General features: G+C 62.2%; 10 protein-coding genes. 7 read left to right on the top strand and 3 right to left on the bottom strand.

Going from position 1 to position 18307, the window contains the following annotated elements; genetic code table 11:
* Positions 1-13: 13 nt before the first annotated feature.
* The 4 genes from I7X13_RS18425 to I7X13_RS18410 all read left to right on the top strand — a co-directional run bounded on the left by I7X13_RS18425 (position 14) and on the right by I7X13_RS18410 (position 4391).
* Positions 14-1012, top strand: coding sequence for an aspartate-semialdehyde dehydrogenase (locus I7X13_RS18425; RefSeq protein WP_198069748.1), 999 nt, complete (start codon positions 14-16; stop codon positions 1010-1012).
* Between the two features lie 60 nt (positions 1013-1072).
* A complete protein-coding gene (locus I7X13_RS18420) occupies positions 1073-1681 on the top strand; it encodes a porin family protein (protein ID WP_198076601.1) in 609 nt (202 codons plus the stop codon).
* A 140-nt stretch (positions 1682-1821) separates the two neighbouring features.
* Entirely contained in the window at positions 1822-3774 is a 1953-nt protein-coding gene (locus tag I7X13_RS18415) for a carboxypeptidase-like regulatory domain-containing protein (RefSeq protein WP_198076600.1), read from the top strand.
* A gap of 5 nt (positions 3775-3779) precedes the next feature.
* Positions 3780-4391, top strand: coding sequence for a DNA-3-methyladenine glycosylase (locus I7X13_RS18410; protein ID WP_198076599.1), 612 nt, complete (start codon positions 3780-3782; stop codon positions 4389-4391).
* 4 nt (positions 4392-4395) lie between these two features.
* On the opposite strand, the gene I7X13_RS18405 is transcribed toward I7X13_RS18410, so the two are convergent.
* Positions 4396-4854 (bottom strand): GNAT family N-acetyltransferase, encoded by a 459-nt coding sequence (locus tag I7X13_RS18405; RefSeq protein WP_198076598.1) that lies wholly within the window; start codon positions 4852-4854, stop codon positions 4396-4398.
* Between the two features lie 134 nt (positions 4855-4988).
* Between I7X13_RS18405 and I7X13_RS18400 the strand changes: the two genes are divergently transcribed.
* Complete coding sequence (locus I7X13_RS18400) at positions 4989-6392, top strand: PQQ-dependent sugar dehydrogenase (RefSeq protein WP_198076597.1); 1404 nt, start codon at positions 4989-4991, stop codon at positions 6390-6392.
* A 94-nt stretch (positions 6393-6486) separates the two neighbouring features.
* Here the strand turns inward: I7X13_RS18400 and I7X13_RS18395 are convergent, their stop codons facing one another.
* Positions 6487-12009: a fibronectin type III domain-containing protein gene (locus I7X13_RS18395; protein WP_198076596.1), complete on the bottom strand. Its 5523-nt coding sequence runs from the start codon at positions 12007-12009 to the stop codon at positions 6487-6489.
* Positions 12010-12792: 783 nt separating this feature from the next.
* Between I7X13_RS18395 and I7X13_RS18390 the strand changes: the two genes are divergently transcribed.
* Positions 12793-15411 (top strand): gliding motility-associated C-terminal domain-containing protein, encoded by a 2619-nt coding sequence (locus I7X13_RS18390; protein WP_198069755.1) that lies wholly within the window; start codon positions 12793-12795, stop codon positions 15409-15411.
* A gap of 92 nt (positions 15412-15503) precedes the next feature.
* Here the strand turns inward: I7X13_RS18390 and I7X13_RS18385 are convergent, their stop codons facing one another.
* Positions 15504-16499 carry a cation diffusion facilitator family transporter gene (locus I7X13_RS18385; RefSeq protein ID WP_198069756.1) on the bottom strand — a complete coding sequence of 332 codons (996 nt, stop codon included), beginning with the start codon at positions 16497-16499 and terminating at the stop codon, positions 15504-15506.
* Between the two features lie 275 nt (positions 16500-16774).
* On the opposite strand from I7X13_RS18385, the gene I7X13_RS18380 reads away from it, so the two are divergent.
* Complete coding sequence (locus I7X13_RS18380) at positions 16775-18139, top strand: Nramp family divalent metal transporter (RefSeq protein ID WP_394368603.1); 1365 nt, start codon at positions 16775-16777, stop codon at positions 18137-18139.
* Positions 18140-18307 lie beyond the last annotated feature (168 nt).

Here is an 18307-nt window from a genome sequence, read left to right as displayed (position 1 = left end):
TTCTGCTTTTTCCATGAAAATTGCTGTTGTGGGTGCCACCGGCCTGGTGGGCACCGAGATGTTGAAAGTATTGGCGGAGCGTCAGTTTCCCCTCACCGAGCTGCTGCCCGTGGCTTCGGCCAAATCGGTGGGCCAGTTTATTGAATTTCAGGGCAAAAAATACCCCGTGGTGAGCATGGACGACGCCATTGCGGCCCGGCCCGAAATTGCCATTTTCTCGGCCGGCGGCTCCGTGAGCAAGGAGCACGCGCCGCGCTTTGCCGCCGTGGGCACCACCGTTATCGACAACTCCTCGGCTTGGCGCATGGACCCCACCAAGAAGCTGGTGGTGCCCGAACTGAACGCCAATACCCTCACGCCGGAAGATAAAATCATTGCCAATCCCAACTGCTCCACCATTCAGATGGTGGTGGCGTTGAATGACTTGCATAAGAAGTACCACGTGCGCCGCATTGTGGTGAGCACCTACCAGAGCGTGACCGGCACCGGCAAAAAAGCCGTGGACCAGCTCTTGGAAGAGCGCGCCGGCCAGCCCGCCAGCAACCCCGCCTATCCGCACCCCATCGACTTGAACGTACTGCCGCACATCGACGTGTTCGAGCCCAGCGGCTACACCAAGGAGGAGCTGAAAATGGTGAACGAGACCAAGAAAATCATGGGCGACGACAGCATCCGCGTCACGGCCACCTGCGTGCGCATTCCGGTGATGGGCGGCCATTCGGAGTCCATCAACGTGGAGTTTGCCGAAGAATTTGACCTGGCCGAGGTGCGCGAAATCCTGGCCCACACGCCCGGCGTGGAGCTAGTGGATGACCCGTCGACCAACGCTTACCCTATGCCCAAAGACAGCCACGGCAAAGATGCCGTGCTGGTGGGCCGCCTGCGCCGCGACGAAACGCAGCCCAAAACACTGAATATGTGGGTGGTGGCCGACAACTTGCGTAAAGGCGCCGCCACCAATGCCGTACAGATTGCCGAGTACCTGCTGAGCCAGCAAGCTGCGAAAGCATAACGCCAGCCCAATACTTGACTCAAGGCCATTTGCCATCTCCGTGACTCCTTTCCAGAAACGATGAAACAACTTTCTTTACTGGCAACGCTAGCTGTGGCGGCCAGTGGCGTGGGCGAGGCCCAGGCCCAGAACGTACGGGTTGGCCTGAAGGGAGGGCCGTCCTATACTACAGTCGTCGGCCAGAACGTAGATGGAGCTGCTTATAAGTGGGGCTTTCATGGTGGGGTGCTGGTCAATTTCAAGCTCAGCGACCGGCTTTCCCTCCAGCCTGAAGTGCTATACTCCCAGAAAGGCACGAAGGAGGAAAACAGCACCACCCGCATCGACGTGAATTACGTGGACTTGCCGGTGGTGCTGCGGGCTACGCCTGGGCTCGGTGGGCTGTTTGTTGAGGCCGGCCCGCAGCTTGGCTACCTGGCCGGCTCTACTAGCCGCGTAGACACCCGCAAACCGCTGGCGCGTGTCACCACCGATTTTGCGGGCAGTTACCCCCACTTCGATGTGGGCTACGCTGTGGGCTTCGGCTACCAGCTGAACAGTGGGCTGGGCATTGGCCTGCGCTACAACGGTGGGCTGACGCACGTGCTCAAAGGCGCTACCGACGACGATACGGCCCGTAATAGCGCTTTTCAGCTGTACCTGTCCGCGCTGGTGGGCAAGGGGCGGTAGGGCATTGCTTGCAAGCCGGGGGCACGGGCTGGACAGGAGATTCAGCACACTGTGCTAGCTGCAACTTGGCCGTCCCCACCTGTGGGCAGCCCAAATGAGCCGGTTTTGCGTATGGCAAACGCTTGACTCAATCAGAAATAATGAATGCCTGGCTGCGCAGTTTCTGGCTGTTGATGGTGCTGGTAAGCACCCTTCCGGCTGGTGCGCAAAACACTGTGCTGCGCGGCCGGGTGCTCGATGCCGAAACCCATCAGCCCATCCCCAACGCTCAGGTGGGGGTGGCCGATAACCGCATCGGTACCAGCACGAACGACGACGGGCGCTTTGCCCTAAGCATCCCACCGGCTTACACTCAGGAAAGGCTGACCGTGGCGCTGCTGGGCTACAAAAGCTACAGCCGGCTGCTGCCGCCGCTGCCGGGGCCGGAGTTGGTCGTTGAGCTGAAAATAAGCCCGGCGGCGCTGGGGGAGGTGCAGGTAACGGGCTCGGTGCTGGGCATTGTGCGGGAAGCGGTGTCGCGCATTCCGCGCAACTATCCGGTGCGGCCCACGCAGCTCACAGGCTTCTACCGCGAGTCAGACAATGACCCGGCCGGCCAGCCGCGCTACCTGGCCGAGGGGCTGCTGCTGGCGTTTAAGGAGCCGTATCAGCGGCGCACGGCCGAGGGTGAAGTGCAGATAAAGCAGTCGCGCAAGGTCGATTTGCGGCCCGACCGGCAGCCCATTCGCATCGACTGGGCGGGCGGGCCATTCATTGTGCACCTCGGCGATTTTGTGCACCGGCGCTCGCAATTCATCAACCCCGCTCATTTCAAGGATTATGACTATCGCCTGGCGCTGGGCAGCACCTTCCAGGACCGGCCGGTGTACGTCATCACCTTCGCGCCGAAGGCCGGCAACCGCCGCGCTGACTTCGAGGGCCGCATGTACATCGACCAGGACAGCTACGCCTTTCTCGGAGCCGAGTGGCACTACACGCCCGCCGGTCTGAAAAGCTCGCCAAATTCGGCCGACTCGCGCGCCCTGCGTGTGGCTTATCAGCTCTACGCCGGCCGCTGGCACCTCAAAACCGTGTGGTGGCAAACCAAAGCCCGCTTGCCCATAGGGCCACCGCTCAACTATTTCGGCGAATTCCTTACCACGACCATCGACACGGCCCAAACGCCCCGGCCCGGCTACACCGAGCGGGCCCAGTACCGGGACGTTTTTCTGCACAACGCCGTGGCCTACGACTCCGCCTTCTGGCAGGGCCACACCACGCTGCTGCCGTCTACGGCGCTGCAAAAGAGCCTGTTCGACCAGCAGCGCCAGCAGCAAACCGATTCCCTGTTCAAACCTGCTGAGGCCGGGACGGACCCGCAGCAGAAGCAATTGAGTGCCTTCGACCGCTTCCTGAAACGCTTCAGCTACGGTTCGCACGTAGGGGCCTGGCCGCTGGACGTGCCCGCGGCTGGCCTGACGGTGGCGTATGCGCCGGCTGGCTCCGGCCTGCAGGTGCAGCGTACGGCCCGGGTGAATGCGCAGGATTTAACCATAATAACCCAGTTTGAGTACCAGTATGCCCTAACGCAGGAGCTGGCCGTGAGCTTGGCCACGCAGCGCCTGTACCGGCAGTTCAAAGGCGATGGCTGGGAAGTGGGCCTGAGCTACGAGCACAACTTCAATTCGCACCGCCGGCCGCTCTACGGCCGCGCTGGCCTGGGCTACATCCGCCAAACGGTGGGGCTACCGCTAGGCACTTTTGATAATCCCGATGCGGGCCTGCGCGTGAGCGGCACCCACCTGGGGGCCGACGAGCTAAGCGCCCGCATCCAAACCGTGAGCGACGCCCTGCGCCCCAGCCTGGGACTGGGGATTGAACTGAGCCATAAGTTCGAACTGGTGGCCGATGCTAGTTACCTGGTGCCATTGCGCAGCAAAACGCAGCTGCAGCTGGATGAGGAAAGCGGCTTTTTCCTGTTCCGTAGCAGCGCCACCGTCGATTTGCCCGCTGCCGCCGTAGACCTGCGCGTGAACGACCAGCCCACCACGCGCCTGCCGTGGCAGCAGCAACCCTGGCTGTTGAGCATCGGGCTGCGCTACCGCGTCCGCTGATATCTATGCCGCAACTCAAGCTGCCCGCCACCTTCTTTCAGCGCCCCGATGTGCTGGCCATTGCCCGCGACCTGCTGGGCAAGCACCTTTACACCCACATCGACGGCGTAATAACGGCCGGCCGCATTGTCGAAACCGAGGCCTACCGGCACGAGGGCGACCATTCCCTCACGCTGCATTTGCAGCGCAAGCGCCACCAGGCGCAGGGCCTGCACGTGCCCGGCGGCCATGCCTACATTTACACCGTGTACAACCGACACGCGCTGTTCAACATTGCCACTCACGACGCCCGCCACCCCGATGCGGTGCTCATTCGGGCCATCGAGCCATTGATTGGCGTGAAAGAAATGCTGCGCCGGCGCGGCCTGGCTAAGCCCGTACGCGGCCTCACGGCCGGGCCGGGCGTGCTGAGCCAGGCGCTGGGCATCACGCCGGTCCTCACCGGCCAGCCAGTTACCGAGGATATTATCTGGTTTGAAGACCATGCCGAAACCGTAGCCGATGCTGATGTGGTGGCCAGCGCGCGGGTGGGGTTGGAATATGCTGGGGCAGAAGCGGCCGGGCTACCGTGGCGGTTTCGGCTGAAGGACAGCAAGTGGACCAGCCCAGCGAAATAACGGGCTATGGTGCCGGGTACGGCTTGTCCTTTTTGATTTCCAGCCACCGGTCGGGCCGGTCCAGCGGCTTGTAGCCGAAGCGCTGGTAGAGGGTGTGGGCGTCAAAGGTGGCAAGCAGGTGGCGGCGCAGGTTTTGCAGGTCGGGGTGGGCCAGCATCTGCTTCACCAGCCACTTGGAAAGGCCCTGGCCCCGGAACTCGGGCAGCACAAATACGTCGCAGAGCCAGGCAAACGTGGCCCGGTCCGTCACCACGCGGCAGAAGCCGGCCTGGCGGCCATCGGGGGTGTAGAGGCCGAAGTTGAGGGAATTGGCCACGGCGCGCTCCACGGTGGCGCGCGGAATGTGCTTAGCCCAGTACGATTCTTCGCTCAGCCAGCGGTGAATGGCGGCGAGGTCGAGCCGGGCGGGGTCGGTGCTGAGGGTGTAGCCGGCGGGGTGGGCGGCGGTGAAAAAATCAGCCATAGCGGAAGACGGTGAATGCCGCCGCAAGCTACAAAATCGGCTCCGGGCAGGGCAAGTGGCATCCGGCTACGGCGGAGTTTCGTTATCTTTTGATAAACAGCGGTTTTTCATTCAATCATTTGCTGCCTATTGCCATGAAATCTCTACGCAATGCTTTGCTGGCCCTGTCCACCACGGGGCTGCCGCTCGCCGCCTGTGCCCAGGCGCCGTCCCTCACCACGTTTCCGGTGGGCACTACCACGGTCACGGTTTCGGCCCTGGCCTCCAACCTGAGCACCATTTGGGAGCTGGTGTGGGGGCCCGATAATTTCATCTGGGTAACGGAGCGCAGCGGCCGCATCAGCCGCGTGAACCCGGCCACCGGGCAGGTGCTGCCGCTGCTCACCATTGCCGACGTGACCGAAAGCAACGAGAGCGGGCTGCTGGGCATGGCCATCGATGCTACGCCCACGGGCCAGCCGGCCGGTACCTACGGCGTGTTTGTGGTGTATAACTACACCGACCAGGGCACGCTGAAGGAGAAGCTGGTGCGCTACTCCTACGCCAACGGCACGCTGAGCAACCCTGTGGTGCTGCTGGGCAACATCGTGGCCACCACCAACCACAGCGGCTCGCGCCTGCTGTTGCTGCCCGACCGCACCCTGCTCATGACCACCGGCGACGCGCTGGTGGCCTCCGAAGCGCAGAACCGCGCGTCGCTCAACGGCAAAATCCTGCGGTTGAATTTCGACGGCACCATTCCTGCCAACAACCCCACGGCCGGCAGCGCCATCTACACGCTGGGCCACCGCAACCCGCAAGGCATCGTGCGGCTGCCCGATGGTCGCATCTATAGCTCGGAGCACGGGCCGAATAATGACGATGAAATCAACAAGATAGAAGCGGGCCGCAACTACGGCTGGCCCAACGTGGAAGGCCTCTGCGACCTGCCCGCCGAAGCCACCTTCTGCACCGCCAACAACGTGCGCGAGCCCCTCACCGTCTGGACGCCCACCATTGCTCCGGCCGGCCTCACGTACTACGACCACCCGGCCATTCCCGGCTGGCGCGGCAGCCTGCTGCTGGCCGTGCTCAAAGACCACAAGCTCACCCAGCTCACGCTGGACGCGGCCGGGCTTACCATTCCCACCCGCACCGATTTTCTCTCCACTTTTGGCCGGCTGCGGGCCATTTGCGTATCGCCGGATGGCAAGGTGTACATTGGCACCAGCAACCGCGACGGCCGCGGTGCCCCCGCCGCTACCGACGACCGGATTCTCACCCTCGAAAACCGGGCCTACGTGCCCACGGCCACGCGCCTGGCCGCGGGTTCTGCTTTTGATGTTTTCCCCAACCCTGCCCGCCGACAGGCCACCGTGCAGCTGCCCGCGCCGGGCGGCCGCCTCCTCGTGAGCGACCTGCTGGGGCGCCCCGTGTATTCGGTGCAGCCCACAGGCACTACCGCCACGCTGGACCTTGCCGGCCTGCGCCCCGGCACCTACCTGGTGCAGGCCGATGGCACGGCCGGCCGCAGCACCCGCAAGCTGGTGGTAGAATAAATCATTGATAAAACGGAGTTGGATGCTCAGGTTTTGACAACAAAAAAGGGCCGGCAATTTGCCGGCCCTTTTCGTTTTGGGGTGGTGCGGAGGGTTATTCCAGCACCACTTTGCGGGTCAGTACCTGGCCGCCCACCGTCACGCGGAGCGTGTAGAGGCCCGTGGCCAGGCCGCGGGTGCTCAGGGTCTGCTCGGCAGTGCCGCTCAGCGCTTTGGTTGCCACTACCTGGCCCAAAGCATTCAGCAGCGTAGCCTGGCCGCCCGCGTTCAAGCCGCTCAGGCGCAGCGTGAGCTGGCCGGTGTTGCTCGGGTTGGGGTACACCAGTAGCGCGTCGGTGTTGGCCTGGGCGCTGGTGGCAGTGGGCGTGCTCAGGATGGTGAACGAGCCCGTGGTGTCGGAGCTGCCGTAGCCGCTCACAGCCACATAGTACGTAGTACCCACGGTGAGACCCGTGAGACGAACCGGGCCCACGTTCAGGTTGCTACCCGTAGCCGCCTGGCAGAACACCTGGTTGAAGGGACCGGCCGAGCAGCTGGGGGTAGTGAACACGCGCACCATGCCAGCGGCCGTGCCCGTGATGGTCAGGGTGCGGCTGGTAGTGGTAGCAATGAAGCTGAACCACACGTCTTTGGGCAAGGCTGCCGGCGAGCAGGCGGGCGTGTTGATGCCGTTCTGTATGCTGGTGGTCGAGCCCACGTTCGAGCCGGTAACGGTAGTGGTGCCCAGGGCAACTGCGCCGCAAGGCTCATCATTGGCCGGAGCGGTAAGCGGCGTGGTGAAGCACGTCGGGCCCACGAAGGAGCTGCTGCCATTCACCGTGCCGCAGTTCTGGCGCACGTAGAAGCAGTAGTCGGTAGCTGCCTGCAGGTTGGTCAGCGCGTAGGTAGCGGCCGTGAGGCCGGTTACACTGGTGCCGGTGCCTTGCGTGAAGCCCTGCGGGCCGTATTCCAGCTCGTAGGTATTGCCGGCGGGCAGGCCGCCCGTGGGGGCCAGCCAGTTCAGGGTAGCCGTGGTGTTGGTCAAGCCGGTAACGGTGGGGCCGCTGGGGGCCGCGCAGTTCGACGGAGCCGTTACGCACACAGCGATGAGGCCGGCATTGGTCGTGCTGTACGACCAGGCGCGGATGTAGAGCACCTCGCCCGGCGTGCGACCCGTCAGAGCCACCTGCGAGTACAGGCCGTTGGTGTCGTCGTTGCAGCCAATCTCCGTCAGGTTGCCGCAGGTACCGGAGTACAGGCTTAGAACCGTATCCGTGATGTTGCTGCCAGCGGTGGGGGCCACGGTTTTCACCGTTACCGACCCGCTTACGGGCACCGTCACCTTAAACCACACGTCCCGGTTCAGGGTCGTGCTGCAGCTCGGAGTGGGGGCACCCGCCGAGGTCGTGGCGGCGGTGTTATCGGAAGTCGTCTGCGTGATGCAGGTGCCAAACTGAATGGGCACGTTGAGAGCACCGGCGCAGTCATCATTCACCGGCGCTACGGCCAGCGTGTTGAAGGTAATCGTAGCGGGTTGCGAGGTCTGGCTGCCACCGCAGTTGCTCACGATGCTCACCGTGTAGCTCGTGCCGGGCGTCAGGCCGGTCAGCGTCAGGGGCGAAGCCGTGATGGTCTGCGTCGTGGCCGTGCCGCCGGCTGGAGTTATCGTTACCGTATAGTTCGTCGACGCCGAGGAAGGCGTGAAGTTTACCGTAGCTCCGGTCGTGGTAAGGCCAGTAGCCGTCACTGCCGTCACGGCGGGGCAGGTGATGTAGCTTACACGCACGTTGTCCACGCCGATGTCCGTCACGCCGAAGTCGCTGGTGGCGCGCAGGCGGATGATGGTGGTAGCCGTCAGGCCGGTAGCCGGCAGGTTCACCGTCTGGTGCGTCCAAGTGCTGGCCGTGGTCAGGCTCCGCAGCGAAGCACTGAACGAAGTGCCGCCGTTGGTGCTCACGAATACTTTCAACGAGTCCGAACCCGAGGTGTTGATGTAGTCAAACTCCAACGTGGGCGTGCCCGCCGTGCCGGCCATGTTTACCGACAAGTCAAGCGTGCCGCGGGTGCCGCTGCTGGCGTTGTAGGTGTGGAAGCGTGCCGAGTGTGCGCTGGTACCGGTGCCCAGTGGGCTGCCGGCCGGCGAGTAAGCGCCCGAAGTCGGGCCGGTCCAGGCGGCGCTGGCGCCGTCGTCTTCACGACGCCACGAGTTGTTGCCGGTGACCGGCGTGTTGCGCCAGTTTACAGCCGGAGCATCGTTGGTACCGCAGAGGCTCAGCCAGGCGGCTTCGAAGTCCTGCGTGTAAGCCGTCGTGTTGTTCACCGTGGCGTAAGGAGCAGCCAGGCAGCCGGTGGTGAAGGTCACCGTGGTAGCCGCCGAGGTCTGGCCGGCGCCGCAGTTGCCCACGATGCTTACCGTGTAGCTCGTGCTGGCCGTCAGGCCCGTCAGGGAAACGGGCGACGTGGTAACGGTCTGGGTCGTGGGCGTGCCACTGGCCGGCGTTACCGTCACTGTGTAGTTGGTCGGGCCCGAGGTGGGGTTAAAGTTGATAGTGGCAGTGGAGGCAGTTATACCCGTTGCCGTAACCCCCGTCACGGCGGCGCAGGCCACGTACGTAACGTTCACGTTATCCAGGCCAATATCGGTGAGGCCGAGGTCACCCACCGCGCGCAGGCGGATGATGGTCGTAGCCGTGAGGCCGGTGATGGGCAGGTTAAGCGTCTGGCGAGTCCAGGTGGCAGACTGGCCGAGGCGGATGAGTGCTGCGCCAAACGTGGTGCCGCCGTTGGTGCTCACAAACACGTTTAGCGAGTCTGTGCCTGACGTGTTGATGTAATCGAAGGTGAGCACGGGCGTGCCCGACGTGCCAGCCATGTTAGCGAACAGGTCCAGGCTGCCCCGGGCGCGGCCCGATACATTGTAGGAGTGGAAGCGGGCCGAGTGCAGGCTGGTGCCCGTGCCCAGCGGGCTGCCGAGTGGCGCGTAAGCACCCGAAGCCGGGGACGTCCAGGCGGCACTGGCACCGTCGTCGTCGCGACGCCACGAGTTGTTGCCCGTCAGCGGCGTGTTGCGCCAGTTCACGGCCGGAATTTCGTTGGTGCCGCACTGGCTGGTCCAGGCCGCCTCGAAGTCCTGGTTGTAGGGCGTCGTGTTGTTGATGAGCACATACGGCGCGGCTGCGCAGCTCGTGGTGAAGGTCGTGGTGGTTGCCGTCGACGTGGTGCCACCGCTGCAGTTGCTCACAATGCTCACGGTGTAAACCGTGTTAGGCGTGAGGCCCGTCAGCGTGATGGGCGAAGCCGAAGGCGCGGGCGTAACCGTGGTAGCCGTGCCACCGGCCGGGGTCACCGTTACGGTATAGGTAGTGGGGCCGGCGGGCGGGGTGAAGGTCAGGACCGCACCGGTGGCCGTCACACCCGAAGAAGTCAGGCCCGTGATGGCCGCGCAGGCGATGTAGCTCACGCGCACGTTGTCCACGCCGATGTCCGTCACACCAAAGTCACCCCGGCCGCGCAGGCGGATAACGGTGGTAGCCGTCAGGCCGGTAGTGGGCAGGCTCACCAGCTGGTGCGTCCAGGTGCTAGCCAGGTTCAGGCCCAGCAGGGCGGGGCCGAACGTGGTACCGCCGTCGGTGCTCACAAACACTTTCAGCGAGTCCGAGCCCGAGGTGTTGATGTAGTCAAACTCCAGCGAGGGCGTACCTACCGTGCCGGCCATGTTCACGTACAGGTCCATGGTGCCGCGGGTGCCGCTGGTAGCATCATAGGAGTGGAAGCGAGCCGAATGCGCGCTGGTACCGCCGCCCAGGGGGCTGCCGGCCGGCGTGTAAGCACCCGAGGTGCTGCTCCAGGCGGCGCTGGTGCCGTCGTCTTCGCGGCGCCACGAAGTGTTGCCGGTGAGCGGGGTCGTGCGCCAGTTCACGCCGGGCACATCGCGCGTGCCGCACTGGCTCAGCCAGGTGGCTTCAAAATCCTGGGTATAGGGCGTGGTGTTGTTCACCGTAACATAGGGCGCGGCCAAGCAGCCGGTGGTGAAAGTCACAACCGTCGGTTGCGAAGTCGAACCCGCGCCGCAGTTGCCCACAATGCTCACCGTATAGCTCGTGCTGGGCGTCAGGCCGGTCAGCGTCAGGGGCGAAGCCGTGATGGTCTGGGTCGTGGCCGTGCCGCCGGTTGGGGTTATCGTTACCGTGTAGTTCGTCGACGCCGAGGCGGGCGTGAAGCTCACCGTTGCGCCAGTGGCCGTGATGCCGGTAGCCGTCGCGGCCGTTACAGCGGGGCAGGTGATGTAGCTCACGCGCACGTTGTCCACGCCGATGTCCGTCACGCCGAAGTCGCTGGTGGCGCGCAGGCGGATGATGGTGGTGGCCGTCAGGCCAGTGGCCGGCAGGTTCACCGACTGGCGGGTCCAGGTGCTGGCCGTGGTCAGGCTCAGCAGCGAAGTGCTGAACGAAGTGCCGCCGTTGGTGCTTACAAACACCTTCAGCGAGTCCGTGCCCGAGGTGTTGATGTAGTCGAATTGCAGCGTGGGCGTACCGGCCGTGCCGGCCATGTTCACCGACAGGTCCATGGTGCCGCGGGTGCCGCTGCTGGCGTTGTAGGAGTGGAAGCGGGCCGAGTGCGCACTGGTGCCGCCGTTGAGGGGGCTGCCGGTGGGCGAGTAAGCGCCCGAAGTCGGGCCGGTCCAGGCGGCGCTGGCGCCGTCGTCTTCACGACGCCACGTGTTGTTGCCCGTCAGGGGCAGGGTGCGCCAGTTAGCATCTGGTGCATCGCGGGTAGCGCACACGTTCAGCCAGGTAGCTTCGAAGTCCTGCGTGTAAGCCGTCGTGTTGTTCACCGTTGCGTAAGGCGCCGTGGCGCACCCCGTGGTGAAGGTAATGGTATTAGCCGCCGAGGTCTGGCCGGCGCCGCAGTTGCCCACGATGCTCACCGTGTAGCTCGTGCTGGCCGTCAGGCCGGTCAACGCAATGGGCGAAGCCGTGGCCGTCTGGGTAGTGGGCGTGCCGCCAGCCGGCGTCACCGTTACCGTATAGGAAGTGGCCGACGAGGAAGGCGTGAAAGCCACCGAAGCGCCCGACGCCGTGATGCCCGAAACCGCCAAGCCGCTTACGCTTGGGCAAGCCGCCGGGGCTCCAACCGTGAGCGTAAAATCCTTGGTTTCGCCGCTGCCAAAGTTCGTGCAGGCGTCGGTCGCGCCGTTGGCGTTGCTCGCTCCCCGGCTGCGAATGCGCATCCCCGTAGTGCCTTGTACAGCATTAGTGGGCACCAGCAGCGTTACGCTGGCCGGAGTACCGGTTGGAGAGTTGGTGGTGACCTGCGTCCATTCGCTGGCCTCGTACACGAAATTGTGGTTGTAATCCACCCACACCGATACAATGCTGCTGCCGGTCAGGGTCACGCTCAGCGTGTAGGGCACCCCGCCCGAGATTGTGCCCGTGTAGTTGCCGGTAGCGGGGTAGCTGGTGTACGACTGCCCACCGGTAGCCGCGCAGGTAAGCCCCGTGGCGTTGAGCGTAGTGCCCGACAAGCCCACATCGGTGATGTCGTTGCCGCCGCAAACGCCACCCAGGCCCGTGGCGCAATAGGCAGTAGTCTGGGCCTGGGCTGGCCCGCTACCGAAGAGCAGTGCTGCAAGCAGCATAGCTCCCGCTTGAGGCCAGTGCCGCCTCGTGAAGGAACGTAGGAGTGTTGTCATAAAGGTGAATAGGGTGAATGGGGAAAATGGGAAAAAGGTGGAGGAATAGAATAACGGCCAACAGCCGTTACTACTGGTTTGATGTCGTAATGTAGAGACAAAGCTCGAATGTTTTACTTCCTTTCGTGCTTTCTCCCATTTACTTACAAATAAAGTATCACCTCGTTGCGGGCAATTTTTGTAAAGCTTCCAAATTGGCCGCTGGGAAAACTACCTTTTTATGTGCAGTAATTAAATGGTCTATATTGCTGAACATCAATTGTAATTGTTGTAATTGAAGATGAGCAGGTGTACGTCCAGGATTCAATTCCTGCTCGAGTGACCTAGGGCCTGCTACGCTCCCGAAATAGCTGCCTACTTACTTGCGCATCCGGCGCTGGTGCATTGGCCCGGTACATCCAGTTATAGTCAAGTGGCCCTGCTTTGCGGCACGATGCCAACCATTGTTTTAGGGTTCTTATAAGCAATGAGTTGCGATTGTTGCAGCGTCATTCTACACCATTTTATAAGTGTTAAGCTTACTTGGGTGAAGATGATGGGATACGGAATTGAAAATAAGTTCCTTTTGGGGTGAAAATTGTTATTTCTGGCCCTTAATTTGCTGTATGCATCAATAGTTTCGCGGCTTTTTTTGAACTCGTTCTTTCTACCTGTATCTTGGTTCGCCGATTCGTCGGTAACCACCCGATTTGTGTTTTTTCACACCCTCACACCCCTCTTTTTTCACCCATGAGAAAAATCTTACAATCATTCATCATCCTGCTTTTTGCGTGTGGTCTGCTGGGCGGACTGCCGTCGGCGCGGGCCTCCCACTTGCTGGGTTGCGACATGACTTACACCTCGCTGGGTAACAACCAGTACCGGGTGAAATTCCGCCTCTATCGCGACTGCTCCGGTATCCAGGCTTCGCCCTTCGTGCTGGAGTGCCGCAACGGCGGCTGCAACGCCTCGGCTACCGTAACGGCCCCGCTTGTGCAGCAAGGCAACACGCTGGCTGCAACGCCGCTGTGCCCCAGCACACCCGGTTCCTGCGCCAGCCCGTCGTCGCTCTACCCGCTCTACGACTTTACTAACTACGAAGCCACCGTTACGCTGCCCCCCGGCCAGTGGACGATGAGCACGAGCCAGGGCTCGCGCCCCACCATCGCCAACATCGTTGGCTCGCCCGACCTCTATGCTGAAGCCTATCTCGACAACCGCAACAGCGGCACTACCACGGTAGCCAACACTTCGCCCCAGTTCGACCCGCAGGATATTCCGATTCAGTACGTGTGCGTGAACCAGCGCACCACGTTCGGCTTCTCGGCCATTGAGCCCGATGGTGACTCGCTGGTGTACGCCCTGGCTGCCCCCCTAGGTGCCTGCGGCACGCCCGTTACCTACACCGCTTACCCCGGCGCCAACGCTGGTGGTGTGTTCATCATCACCCGCAGCCCGCTTTGCATCCTGGAAATTCCCGGCCTCACGGGTGGTACGTTGTTTACGCCCCGCCTGCCTATTCCGGTAGCTACTGATACTACGGGCACCTGCCCCATCAAGCAAGGCGTGCCGTATTTCGGCCTCAACCAGACGGCCCGCACGGTTACGTTCACCCCGAACGTGTATAGCCCGGCTACGTCGGCCGCCGATGGCCGCAACAAGTATCAGGTAGTAGTGGAAGTAACCGAGTATCGCCGCATCAACGGCGCGCGCCGCATTGTGGGCCGCGTGCGTCGCGAGGCCGTGCTCATCGTTATTAACTGCGGTGGCAACACGACTCCTAACCCCGTGCAGGCTACCAACCAGACGCCTAATTCCAACACTGGCACCGTTAACACGGCTGATACTACCCAAATCAGCGTGTACTCGTGCAACTACTCGCGCGTACTGGTGAACTTCACCGACCCCGACAACCTGCGCACCCCCAGCGCCCACCAGCAACTGACGGTGACGCTGCCCTCGAACATCAACACCGACCCCAACTACTTGGCTTCAGGCGATGTAGGAACGTTTACCCTAACCGGCAACGGCACCGAGAACCCCCGCGGTGTGTTCTTCTTCCAGCCTTCGCCTTCGCAGGTGGGCCGCACCATTCGCATCAACGTGCGGGTTGAAGACAATGCCTGCCCGGTGAAGGGCCTGCAGAACCGGGTGATTGTAATCAAAATTCTACGCGGCAACTTCGCCTCGGCCGTAGCAGCCGTGGGCGGCTCCACGGTACAGGGCGCGGCGGCAATCTGCCGCGGCAGCTCGCTGTCGCTGCAAGGCCGGGTAATCCGACCTGACTCGGTGCGCCGCCTGGCCACCAATACTACCCAGCCGCAGGTGTACACCTTCCAGTGGACGGCTTCGGCCGGCGGTACTGGCTTGCCAGCGGTGACCAACGTGCAGAACATTTCGGTGAACCCCACCACCACCACGCGTTATTTCCTGCGCATTGCGCCTACCCTGGGTTTTGCACAGGGAGCTTGCGGCGATACCACCTCCATTCTGGTGCGTGTAGTCGCTCCGCCGGTAGCCCGCCTGGTTACCAACAATGCTTACATCTGCCCCGGTGGAACAGCTACGCTGCAAGCTTCGGCCACTCCTGCTGGCGGCGGCACCCCTGGTACCTACACTTACCGCTTCAGCCCTGCCAACGGCCTGGCCGCTGCTGATTTGACGAAAGCTAACCCCACGGTAACCCCCACGGTAACCACCCGCTATTATGTAACGGCTTCGGGCAGCGCCCCTACGAGCTGCACGGATACGACTTCGGTACTGGTACGGGTGCTGCCCGGTGTGAAAGCTGACTTTACCACTGCTGACTCGGTAGGCCTCAACGGCCAGCGTACCAACCGTCCGCCGGTAATCTTCACCTTCAAGGATGCCACGAACTTTACCGGCCTGCCGCAGGGTTCGACCACTACATACAAGTGGACCTACGAGCGCATCAAGGACATCGCTAATAACCGGGTGTCGGGCACGGAAACCACTTTCGGCACGACTACGGCTACGCCCGGTCCGCTGCAGCTGGGTGTATCCGGATACTACCGCATTCGTCTCACCACGTTTGTGTCCATCGTCAATGGTGGCGTGACTACGGCCTGTACGCCTTCGGTGAAGGAGCGCATCGTGCTGGTGCCTGACCTGCAGATACCGAACGTGATTACGCCAAACGGCGACAACCAGAACGACGTGTTCAAGGTGTCGACGGCTGGCACGTTGAGCAAGCTGGAAATCTACAACCGTTGGGGCCGCAAGGTGTATGAGCAAGCCAACTACCAGAACAACTGGGGCGGCGACAACCAGCCTGCTGGCGTGTACTACTACCTGCTCACCTCGTCCAACGGTGCGCAGACCAAAGGCTGGATTGAGATAGTGCGCTAAGCACGCGCTTCTTACCAGATGCATCGAAAAAGGGTGCCGCGATTATCGCGGCACCCTTTTTTGTTGTGGTCGATGCCTACTCAGTGGTTGGCTCAGGCGGGCTGCCCGAGGTGGTGCCGCTCGTTCTTCACGGCATTCTGCACGGTCCAAGTCACTTCGTGCTGCAAGGCAAACTGCCGCACCGGGCAGGCGGGCATCAGGCACAGCGAGCAGGCCGCAAAGGTGCAGGGGTCGGCGTGCACGAACATCTCAACTTCCACCGCAAAGCGCGCCCGGATGAGTTCTTCAATGTCGTGCAGTTCGGTGTGCACCTGGTCCAGGGTGAAGTAGTAAGGCATCTGCATGTGGCAGTCGATGTGCAGGTTGGACCCGTAGCGCTGCACGCGCAGGTTATGCACGTCAATCCAGGGGGCGCGGCGCTGAGCCTGGAGCTCGGCAATTACCTCGGCCACCACGGCGGTATCGGTTTCGTCCATCAGGCCCGATACGGCCCGGCGCATCATCCGCCCGCCATTCACCAGAATGAAGCCGCCCAGCAGCAGCGCCGCCCCCGAGTCGAACCGCACGATGCCCGTGGCCGCCACCAGCACCAGCGCCCCCGACGACACAATAGAAGTAAGCGCATCGATGTACAGGTGCTGCCCATCGCCCACCAGTGCCACCGATTTCAGGCGTTTGCCGCTGCGCACCAGCAGCAGGCCCACGCCCAGGTTCACCACGGCGGTACTGGCCAGCAGCAGCACGCCCCAGTCGGGCCGGGCCACGGGGTGGGGGTGAAGCAGGCTAAGGCCGGCGCTGTAGAGAATAAATGCGCCAGCCATGAAAATCAGGCCCCCCTCAAAACCGAGCGACAGGTTTTCTACTTTGCCGTGGCCGTAGGGGTGGTTTTCGTCCTTGGGCAGGCTGGACAGGTAAAGGCTGTAAAGCGCAAAGCCACTGGTCGCCACGTTGATGATGCTTTCCAGGGCATCGGTGAGCACCGCTTGCGAACGGGTGAGGTGGTAGGCGTAGAACTTAATGCCCACGAGCCCAATGCTGACCACGAGGGACAGCAGGCCGAGGCGGTACTTAGTTTGGGAGGGCGTCATGCAGCGAAATTTTACGGCGCAAAGGTCGGGCGCCGGCCGCCAGCGAGGCAACGGAATCCGACCGGGCCTGCACCGGCCACCAGCGTTGCTAATGCCCGATGAAAGCTAAATGGTTCGGCAGCCGATGCCTGCGCCGGTGCGGGGCTTTTCCAATGCAGCGAATAATTACCGGGCCAGCGCAACTTTTTTCGCTTAGCTCTGTATTTAAGGTGGTCGAAAATTATTTTTAGGTTAACCTAAAAATGCGTAAATTTGAATTGAATCAATTATCCAACGTGCCTCCTTCCACCATTACCGAACCCAAGCAACCGGCCACTGAAACCGGCTGGCGTCATGCCCGCCGGGGCAACTCGCTGAGCGAGGTTTTCGCCAGCATCAAGGTGCCGCCGGCCGATGCCTCGTTCTGGCGCAAGCTGATGGCATTCTGGGGGCCGGGCCTGCTGGTGGCTGTGGGCTACATGGACCCTGGCAACTGGGCCACCGACCTGGCCGGCGGGGCGCGCTACGGCTACACGCTGCTATCGGTGGTGTTGCTTTCCAATTTGTTTGCCATGCTGCTGCAGCACCTGGCGGCCAAGCTGGGCATCGTGACCGGGCGCGACCTGGCCCAGGCCTGCCGCGACCATTACGTGCGCCCCATTAGCCTGATGCTGTGGGCATTGTGCGAAATTGCCATCGCGGCCTGCGATTTGGCCGAAGTCATTGGCTCAGCCATTGCACTCAAGCTATTGTTTGGCCTGCCGCTGGCCTGGGGCGTGGTCTTCACCACGCTGGATGTGCTGGTGGTGCTGTACTTTCAGAACAAGGGCTTTCGCATCATCGAAAGCATCGTGGCGGGGCTTATTGTGCTGATTTTCGGGTGTTTCCTTTACGAAATTATTGCCTCGCACCCCGACTGGCTGGCGCTGGGTAAGGGCCTGGTCCCACGCCTCGAAGTGGTGACTAACCCGCAAATGCTATACGTGGCCATCGGCATTCTGGGGGCTACTGTGATGCCGCACAACCTGTACTTACACTCCAGCATCGTGCAAACGCGGGCTTTCCCGCAGGACGAGGCCGGCAAACGCTCGGCCATCAAGTTCGCCACCATCGACTCGACGGTGGCGCTGTTTCTGGCGTTTTTTGTGAATGCGGCCATTCTGGTGACGGCGGCAGCGGCCTTTCACGGCAAGGGCCACGAAGACGTGGCCGACATCGCCGATGCCCACAAGCTGCTTACACCGGTGCTGGGCGCGGGCGCGGCCAGCGCCTTGTTTGCCATCGCCTTGCTGGCTTCGGGCCAGAATTCGACGCTGACCGGCACGCTGGCCGGCCAGATTGTAATGGAAGGCTTCCTCGATTTGAAGCTAAAGCCTTGGGTGCGGCGGCTTATTACGCGGCTCATTGCCGTGATACCCGCCCTGATAGTGGCCCTGCTCTACGGCGAAAAGGGCACCGGGCAACTGCTGGTGCTCAGCCAGGTAATTCTATCATTCCAGCTCAGCTTTGCGGTAGTGCCTTTGGTGTTGTTCACCAGTAGCAAGGCGAAGATGGGCGTGTTTGTGAACCGGCCGTGGGTGAAAATGGTGGCCTGGGTAGTGTCCGGTATCATCATCATCCTCAACGTGTTTTTGCTCTGGCAAACCTTCTTTGCCGGATAATTTCTTGTAGTCCTGTTGGCCTCAGCTTGTGCGCGAAATCGTAGGTAGCGAGCCAATGGGTGAGGCGGGTAGATAACTCGCCGTCGTAGTTCATCTCCCATTCCAATCAGCATTGGGCTTCACCCTTAGCACCCGCACCTTTTGCGGCACAGAATCACTGCGTCCATT

The organism is Hymenobacter negativus (assembly GCF_016056375.1).
Classification (GTDB): Bacteria; Bacteroidota; Bacteroidia; order Cytophagales; family Hymenobacteraceae; genus Hymenobacter; species Hymenobacter negativus_A.
Note: the sequence above shows the minus strand (reverse complement) of the source record. Positions and strands in the feature narration are given on the sequence as shown.

Coding starts and splice junctions, on each gene's coding strand:
- I7X13_RS18410 (WP_198076599.1), top strand. CDS start 3,780: ATGCCGCAACTCAAGCTGCCCGCCACCTTCTTTCAGCGCCCCGATGTG.
- I7X13_RS18400 (WP_198076597.1), top strand. CDS start 4,989: ATGAAATCTCTACGCAATGCTTTGCTGGCCCTGTCCACCACGGGGCTG.
- I7X13_RS18420 (WP_198076601.1), top strand. CDS start 1,073: ATGAAACAACTTTCTTTACTGGCAACGCTAGCTGTGGCGGCCAGTGGC.
- I7X13_RS18405 (WP_198076598.1), bottom strand. CDS start 4,854: ATGGCTGATTTTTTCACCGCCGCCCACCCCGCCGGCTACACCCTCAGC.
- I7X13_RS18415 (WP_198076600.1), top strand. CDS start 1,822: ATGAATGCCTGGCTGCGCAGTTTCTGGCTGTTGATGGTGCTGGTAAGC.
- I7X13_RS18385 (WP_198069756.1), bottom strand. CDS start 16,499: ATGACGCCCTCCCAAACTAAGTACCGCCTCGGCCTGCTGTCCCTCGTG.
- I7X13_RS18390 (WP_198069755.1), top strand. CDS start 12,793: ATGAGAAAAATCTTACAATCATTCATCATCCTGCTTTTTGCGTGTGGT.
- I7X13_RS18425 (WP_198069748.1), top strand. CDS start 14: ATGAAAATTGCTGTTGTGGGTGCCACCGGCCTGGTGGGCACCGAGATG.
- I7X13_RS18395 (WP_198076596.1), bottom strand. CDS start 12,009: ATGCTGCTTGCAGCACTGCTCTTCGGTAGCGGGCCAGCCCAGGCCCAG.